The organism is Falsiroseomonas sp. RANM36 (assembly GCF_056682175.1).
Genome location: NZ_JBWXTD010000004.1, coordinates 502,664 through 510,163, shown reverse-complemented (window position 1 = coordinate 510,163; position 7,500 = coordinate 502,664). Strand labels below are relative to the sequence as shown.

Below are 7,500 nucleotides of genomic sequence, written 5' to 3'. Positions count from 1 at the left end.
GGCGGCAGGATGCCGCCCAGGCCGAAATCGAACAGGCGGACAAGGTCGAGCCGCCCGAGCCGGGCGAAGAGGTCCACCTCGGCCACGCCGGACTCGCTCCAGCGGACCACCCCGACGGGCAGGCCGGCGGGGAAGGCGACCCCCTCGGCGCTGGTCACCAGCCGCTCGCCCTCCGCCGGGCGGATGCCTTCGGACCAGTGCTGCAGCCGCGGGCGGGGGCCGTTGGTCCCGACCATGATGGCGCGCCCGCGACTGCCCTCCAGCGTCACCGGGATGCGGCTGTTGATGTCGGTGGCGAGCAGCACCCGGGCGGAGCGCCGGCCGACCTCGGTCACCCGGCCGACGAAGCCCCGCTCATCGAGCGCGATCTGCCCGCGACGCACCGTGACCTCGGGCGGCGTCGCGATCAGCACCGCCCGCGCATAGACGCCGCCGGCATCGGAGACGACGCGCGCGGTCTGGAAGGAGGGGGCGGCCTCCGGGATGAAGCCGAGCTGGCGGCGCAGCAGGGCGTTCTCGCTCTCCAGCGCCAGTGCCGCGGCCTGCCAGCGGCGCAGCCGCTCGTTCTCCTCGCGCAGCCGGGCATTCTCCTCCCGGATCGCCAGAAGTTCGGGAAGGTCCGCGACGACGCCGCGCATCGCGCGCGCCGGCTCGGCGAAGGCGGCATAGAAGGGGGAGAGCAGGTCGGCCAGCACGGTGCGCGCCCGCTCGGCCAGCATGGCATCGGCCTTGCCGAGCAGCATCGTGCCGAAGGCAGCCGCGATCATCACCGGCAGCGACAGCCGCGACAGCGCCTGGCGAAGAGGGATGCTCAGTCGGATCAACCGCGCCTATCCCCTGTCAGGACGGCGCCCTTCCCCTCGGGCGCCGCCGCCCTTCTTCAATACATGGTGCTGAGGACGTGGCGAAGGCGCTTCATCTCCTCGAGCGCCCGGCCGGTCCCGAGAGCGACGCAGGACAGCGCATCCTCCGCCACCACCACCGGCAGCCCGGTCGCGTTGCGCAGCACCTCGTCCAGCCCGTGCAGCAGCGCGCCGCCGCCGGTCAGCACGATGCCCTTGTCCACGATGTCGGCGGCCAGTTCGGGCGGCGTGTTCTCCAGCGCCACCTTCACCGCCTCGACGATCTGGGCCACCGGCTCGTAGAGGCTCTCGGCCATCTGGCGCCGGCTGACCACCACTTCCCGCGGCACACCGTTCATCAGGTCGCGGCCCTTGACCTCGGTCAGCGGGCCTTCCTCGCCATCGGGCGGGGCGGCGGCGGCGCCGATCTCCATCTTGATCCGCTCGGCCGTGCTCTCGCCGATCAGCAGGTTATGGTTGCGGCGGATGTAGGAGATGATGGCCTCGTCCATCTTGTCCCCGCCGACGCGGACGCTGCGCGCATAGACGATGCCGCCGAGCGAGATCACCGCGACCTCGGTGGTGCCGCCGCCGATGTCCACGATCATGGAGCCGGAGGGCTCGGTCACCGGCAGGCCGGCGCCGATCGCGGCGGCCATCGGCTCCTCGATCAGCAGCACCTTCCGCGCGCCGGCGCTCTCGGCGGATTCCTGGATCGCGCGGCGCTCGACGGCGGTGGAGCCGGAGGGCACGCACACGACCACCAGCGGGGAGGCGAAGCCGCGCCGGTTGTTCACCTTGCGGATGAAGTGCTTGATCATCTCCTCCGCCGCCTCGAAGTCGGCGATGACGCCGTCGCGCAGCGGCCGGATGGCGGCGATCGAGCCCGGGGTGCGGCCGAGCATCAGCTTGGCCTCCTCGCCCACCGCCAGCACCTGCTTCTTGCCCCGCAGGTCGGAGATGGCGACCACCGAGGGCTCGTTCAGCACGATGCCACGCCCCTTTACGTAGACGAGGGTGTTCGCGGTGCCGAGGTCGATGGCCATGTCGGCCGAGAAGAAGCCGAACAGGCGGGAGAACATGCCGAAGGACCTTCCGAGCGGGCCGGTTGCCGGTGCGACGCCGACGCTCGGCCCGGCCCGCCGGGGGGCCCGCCCCGGCGGGGGGGGGGGGGGGCGGGGGGCGGGGGGGGGGGGGGGGGGGGGGCCCCCCCCCCGCGACGCGGCGCGCGCACCCTGCTGCTGGAGCGGCACAACCACCTGGGCGGCCTCTCGACCGGCGGGCTGGTGGTCTGGATCGACCGCATGACCGGCTGGGACGGCAGGCTGCTGATCCGCGGCCTGGCGGAGGAACTGCTCGACCGCGTGCCGAAGGATGCCCGTGCCGGCCCGCCGCGCGCGGACTGGGGCAGCCGCGACGCCGCGACCGCCGCCTGGTGGGCGCTGCGCACCGCCGCCTTCCACGGCATCGTCACCCATTCGCCGACCGTCGGGCCGGAGGAGCTGAAGGCGGCCAGCCTGGAGATGGCGCTGGAGGCCGGGGTGGACCTGGTCTTCCACGCCTGGGGCGCCGCGCCGATCCTGCGCGACGGCCGGATCGAGGGCGCGATCTTCGAGAGCAAGCAGGGCCGCCGCGCCGTGCTGGCCAAGGTGACGGTGGACGCCACCGGCGACGGCGACCTCTACGCCGCCGCCGGCGCCGCCTTCGCGGACGACGTGGACGAGCGCGACATCCATCACTGCATGAACACCGCCTGGGTGTTCGGCGCCGTGGACATGCCGCGCTACCTCGCCTGGCGCGCCGAGAAGCCCGACGAGTTCGGCGAATTCATGCGCCGCGGCAAGGAGGCGGTCGGCTTCTTCGACAAGGCCTTCGCCAGCTGGCGCGACGATGTCGCGCTGTTCATGGGCCCTCGGCTCGCGGGCTATTCCGCCGTGATGGTGGACGACCTGAGCGAGGTGGAGGTCACCAGCCACCGCCTGATGATGCGCCATCTGGAACGCTACCGCGCGGAGTGCCCCGGCTTCGAGCGCGCCTTCCCGATGCTGTCGGCGCCGCAGCTCGGCGTGCGGCATTCCCGCCGGCTCGGCGGCGTCACGCCGGTGACGCGCGACTGGTGGGACGGGCGCGTCGCCCATGACGAGATCGGCGTCTCCCCGAGCCTTGCGCCGAAGTTCGATCCCGTCAGCGTGCCCTACGGCGCGATCGTGCCGGCGGCGCTGGATGGGCTGCTGGCGCCGGGCCGGCACCTGGCCTGCGACGCCACCAGCCACTCCTTCCTGCGCGAGATCCCGCAATGCTGGCTGACGGGCCAGGCGGCGGGCGTGGCGGCGGCGATCGCGGCCGATTGCGGCGTGGCGCCGCGGGCAGTGGACGTGGCCGCATTGCAGGCCGGGCTGCGCGCGCAGGGCGCGCTGGTGCGGGAGGCGGTCCCCGCTACGGCGTAGCCGGAACCCGCCCCGCGATCGCCTGTGTCGCGCGCGCCGCGGCATCGCGCACCAGCGGGCCGAGGCGCTCCACCGAGGCCTCGGTCACCCGCACCGTGGGGCCGGAGACCGAGAGCCCCGCGATGGCCTCCCCGTTCTCGTCGAAGATCGGCGCGGCGACGCAGCGCATGCCCGCGTTGCGCTCCTCGTCGTCCACCGCGAAGCCGCGCGCCTTCGCGTCCGCCAGGTCGGCCAGCAGCGCCTTCAGCGTCGTGCGCGTGCGCTCGGTGTAGCGCGGCAGGCCGGCGCGCTTCAGCGTCGCCGCCACCTGCGGCGCTGCGCGATGCGCCAGGATCGCCTTGCCGACGCCCGAGGCATGGAACAGCCCGCGCGTGCCGGGGCGGAAGAAGGCGCGGATCGCCTCATGCGTCTCCACCTGGCTGACGAAGACGACGCAATCCTCCTCGGCGACGGCGAGGTTCGCCGTCTCCCCCGTCGCGGCGACCAGCTCCACCAGGATCGGCCGCACGCGGTCCACCAGCTTGCGCCGGCGGAGGAAGGCCGAGCCGATGCGGAAGGTCTCGACGCCGACGCACCAGAGCTGCGTCGCGGTCTCGAACTCGGCCATGCCCTTGCGCTGCAGCGTCAGCAGCATGCGATAGGCGGTGGAGGCGGGAATGGCGGCGCGGCCGGCGGCTTCGGTCAGCGTCAGCCCGTCCGCCTCGGCCAGCGCGGCGAGCAGCGCCAGGGCGCGGTCGAGGGATTGCAGCGGCGCGTCCTCGCCCTCCGCCGTTTCCTTGCGCGGGCGGCCGCGGCGGCGCGGCGCGGGCTGGGCCATGGCGTTCCTCCTGGAATCTTTTTCCATTCCGCCGCATGGACAGCAACGGAAATCGTCAAACCCGTTCGATTCCAATGGCTTGGCAAATTCAGGCGGCGTGCTGGAAAATGCTTTCGGAAAAATTGAAATAATCTTGCGTCTCGCGATACCAAGCGGCTTCCAGGAGCGGGAGCGACGGCGATGGCGAAGATGCGGGCGGTGGATGCGGCGGTGCTGGTGCTGGCGCGGGAGGGCGTGACCTGCGCCTTCGGCGTGCCGGGGGCGGCGATCAATCCCTTTTACTCGGCGCTGCGCGCGCATGGCGGCGTCCGCCACGTCCTGGCCCGCCATGTCGAGGGCGCCTCGCACATGGCCGATGGCTACACCCGCGCCAAGGCGGGCAACATCGGGGTGTGCATCGGCACCTCCGGCCCCGCCGGGACGGACATGATCACCGGGCTCTACACCGCCCAGGCCGACAGCCTGCCGATCCTCTGCGTCACCGGCCAGGCGCCGCGCGCGAAGCTCTACAAGGAGGATTTCCAGGCGGTGGACATCGAAGCCATCGCCAAGCCCGTGACCAAGTGGGCGGTGACGGTGCGCGAGCCCGCCCTGGTGCCGCAGGTGTTCCAGCAGGCCTTCCACCTGATGCGCTCCGGCCGCCCCGGCCCGGTGCTGATCGACCTGCCGGTGGACGTGCAGGTGGCCGAGATCGAGTTCGACATCGACGCCTATGAGCCGCTTCCGATCTACAAGCCGGCCGCGACGCGCAAGCAGATCGAGAAGGCGATCGCCATGATGCAGGCCGCCGAGCGGCCGCTGATCGTCGCCGGCGGCGGCATCATCAACGCCGATGCCTGCGACGAGCTGGTCCGCTTCGCCGAGCTCACCGGCGTGCCCGTGATCCCGACGCTGATGGGCTGGGGCGCGATCCCGGACGACCATCCGCTGATGGCCGGCATGGTGGGGCTGCAGACCAGCCACCGCTACGGCAACGCGACCTTCCTGCAATCCGACTTCGTGCTCGGCATCGGCAACCGCTGGGCGAACCGCCACACCGGCAGCGTCGAGAAATACACCGCCGGCCGGAAGTTCGTGCATGTGGACATCGAGCCGACGCAGATCGGCCGCGTCTTCGGCCCCGATCTCGGCATCGTCTCCGACGCCAAGGCGGCGCTCGCGCTGTTCTGCGACGTGGCCGAGGAGATGAAGGCGGCCGGCACGCTGAAGGACCGCGGCGCCTGGGCGGCCGATTGCCTGCACCGCAAGCGGACCATGCTGCGCAAGACGCATTTCGACAACGTGCCGCTCAAGCCGCAGCGCGCCTTCGAGGAGCTGCTGGAGCATGCCGGCCGCGACACCTGCTACGTCACGACGATCGGCAACAGCCAGATCATGGCGGCGCAGCTGCTCAAGGTCTATCAGCCGCGCAACTGGATCAATTGCGGCCAGGCCGGCCCGCTCGGCTGGACGCTGCCCGCGGCCCTCGGCGTGCGCGCCGCGGACCCCGAGCGCAAGATCGTCGCCATCTCCGGCGACTACGACTTCCAGTTCCTGATCGAGGAGCTGGCGGTCGGCGCGCAGCACAAGCTGCCCTACCTGCATGTGGTGGTGAACAACTCCTATCTCGGCCTGATCCGCCAGGCGCAGCGCGGCTTCCAGATGGATTTCGAGGTCTCGCTCGCCTTCGAGAACATCAACACGCCGGAGGACGGCGACGCGGTGCCGGGCTATGGCGTGGACCATGTGGCGGTGGCCGAGGGCCTCGGCTGCAAGGCGATCCGCGTGAAGTCGCCCAACGAGTTCCGCGACGCCTTCGCCCGCGCCGAGGCGCTGATGGACGAGCACGGCGTGCCGGTGGTGCTGGAATGCATCCTGGAACGCCAGACCAACATCGCGATGGGCACCGAGATCGACGCGGTGAACGAGTTCGAGGATGTGGTCTGCCTCGACCCCAGCCTGACGAAGGAGAATGGCTGGACGCCGGCCCGCCAGGCGGCGGATGGCGCGGGGGTTCCGGCGGGGGTGCCGGCCGCGCCCCAGCGCTGAGCGGCCGCCGCCCCGGCGTGGCGCAGCCGTCACAGCGCGGCGTCGGGGCAACACATGGCCAAGGCTTCACGCTGTCGTCACGGCGCCGTGAGAGCCGATCCGCCAGATTGTATTCCGTCAAGGCGATGCCTCGACGTTTTCTCCCGGCGGTTCCGCACACACCGTGCGGACCTCACTTCGCCCCGGCCCCGCAAGGCGCCGGGGCTTTTTTTGGTTCGCGCCCCGGCGGCGGCGCGTCTTGCGACAGATCAAGGAAAGCGCATTCCGAGATCCGAATATGTGGCCATGACAATGTTCAGGCCACGGGGCCGGCCCGGCCGGCTCGCCTTCGCCCTTCTCGCGCTGCTCGCGGGCTGCTCCACGGCGCAGCCGCCCCCGGTGATATCAAGCTGGGACGGCGCCGCGCTGGGCGGTTCGGTGATGCTGCTGCGCATCCTGCCCGCGGAGGGCGGCCCGGCAGCCTCGGCCCAGGCGTGGCGGTTCGACGGCCGCAACGAGCCGGACGAGTTCCACCCACTGCCGGACGGCGGGGGGTGGCGGAGCGTGGCGGGCGTGCCGGGACGCCGGTTCCTGCGTCTCCAGGCCTCGCCGGATGCACCGCCACAGGACTTCACCTTCACGATCCCCGCAGGTCACGCCACGCTCGACCTCGGCACCTTCCGGCAGGATTGCTCCACCGGGACGCCATGCCGGTTGGTGCGGGAGGCGAGACCGGCCTCCGACGCGGAGGCGACCGTTCCGCCGTACTACCGCGAGCGGTTCCCGGTCGTCGTGACGCCGATGCAATCCTACCCGCCGCGTCTGGCCGGCAGCGGGCTTGCGCCGCCGACCGCTCCGGCGATCAGGGTGGACCCGCAGGGTTGGATCGCGGCGGTGGACTGGAACGCGCTTGCCGCAGACGGCGCCGATCTCGGCGTGCCGCGGGGCGACTACAGGCGCGGCTCCATGGGCGAAGCGCTGTTGGCGCCCGTCGCCGTGGCCGGCGCAGCGGGCGGGATCGTGGTCCTGGCCGCCGTGGCCGTCCTCGTCCCGATCGCAGTGGTGGCGCTGATCGCGAAGACCGAACGCGAGCGCCGGGACGTAGCAGCGGCGGCCGAGGAGCGGGTCGCCGCCGCCGCACTCGAGGCGCGCGTCGAGGCAGCCCGCGCCGCTTGGTCACCCTGCGAGGCGACCATCGCCGCCGCCCTCGCCCCCGACAGCGTGACGCAGCGTCTCCAGGCCGCCCTCGCCACGCCCCGCGGCGCGCGCCAGGCGGCGGGCAACCCCTGGGAGGCCACCGTCACCCGCGTGGTCCTGCGCCGTTGCGGCGACGGCGCCGGGGGGGGGGGGGGGGGGGGGGGGGCGGGCCGGGGGGGGGGGGGGGGCC

5 protein-coding genes and 1 pseudogene are annotated in these 7,500 nt (G+C 72.4%); 3 read left to right on the top strand and 3 right to left on the bottom strand.

Annotation, left to right across the window (positions count from 1 at the left end; genetic code table 11):
• A partial coding sequence (gene mreC, locus AC1MIR_RS16205; protein ID WP_480029219.1) for a rod shape-determining protein MreC occupies positions 1-824 on the bottom strand: 824 nt, incomplete at its 3' end.
• A gap of 56 nt (positions 825-880) precedes the next feature.
• A complete protein-coding gene (locus AC1MIR_RS16200) occupies positions 881-1,924 on the bottom strand; it encodes a rod shape-determining protein (RefSeq protein WP_480029218.1) in 1,044 nt (347 codons plus the stop codon).
• A 141-nt stretch (positions 1,925-2,065) separates the two neighbouring features.
• On the opposite strand from AC1MIR_RS16200, the pseudogene AC1MIR_RS16195 reads away from it, so the two are divergent.
• Positions 2,066-3,289 (top strand): annotated as a pseudogene (locus AC1MIR_RS16195) (FAD-dependent oxidoreductase); the annotation flags it as partial.
• Here AC1MIR_RS16195 and bhcR read toward each other — a convergent pair.
• Positions 3,279-4,106 carry an HTH-type transcriptional regulator BhcR gene (gene bhcR / locus AC1MIR_RS16190; RefSeq protein WP_480029217.1) on the bottom strand — a complete coding sequence of 276 codons (828 nt, stop codon included), beginning with the start codon at positions 4,104-4,106 and terminating at the stop codon, positions 3,279-3,281. The pseudogene AC1MIR_RS16195 and the gene bhcR overlap by 11 nt on opposite strands.
• A gap of 180 nt (positions 4,107-4,286) precedes the next feature.
• Here bhcR and gcl point away from each other — a divergent pair, with 180 nt between their 5' ends.
• Both gcl and AC1MIR_RS16180 read left to right on the top strand, forming a co-directional pair.
• Positions 4,287-6,134: a glyoxylate carboligase gene (gene gcl, locus AC1MIR_RS16185; protein WP_480029216.1), complete on the top strand. Its 1,848-nt coding sequence runs from the start codon at positions 4,287-4,289 to the stop codon at positions 6,132-6,134.
• 285 nt (positions 6,135-6,419) lie between these two features.
• Positions 6,420-7,500, top strand: a 1,081-nt coding sequence (locus tag AC1MIR_RS16180; protein WP_480029215.1) for a hypothetical protein, incomplete at its 3' end; no start/stop codon positions are given.

What these genes read in the sequence shown, in the direction of transcription:
- AC1MIR_RS16200 (WP_480029218.1), bottom strand. Translation starts at nt 1,924, where the DNA reads ATGTTCTCCCGCCTGTTCGGCTTCTTCTCGGCCGACATGGCCATCGAC.
- bhcR (WP_480029217.1), bottom strand. Translation starts at nt 4,106, where the DNA reads ATGGCCCAGCCCGCGCCGCGCCGCCGCGGCCGCCCGCGCAAGGAAACG.
- gcl (WP_480029216.1), top strand. Translation starts at nt 4,287, where the DNA reads ATGGCGAAGATGCGGGCGGTGGATGCGGCGGTGCTGGTGCTGGCGCGG.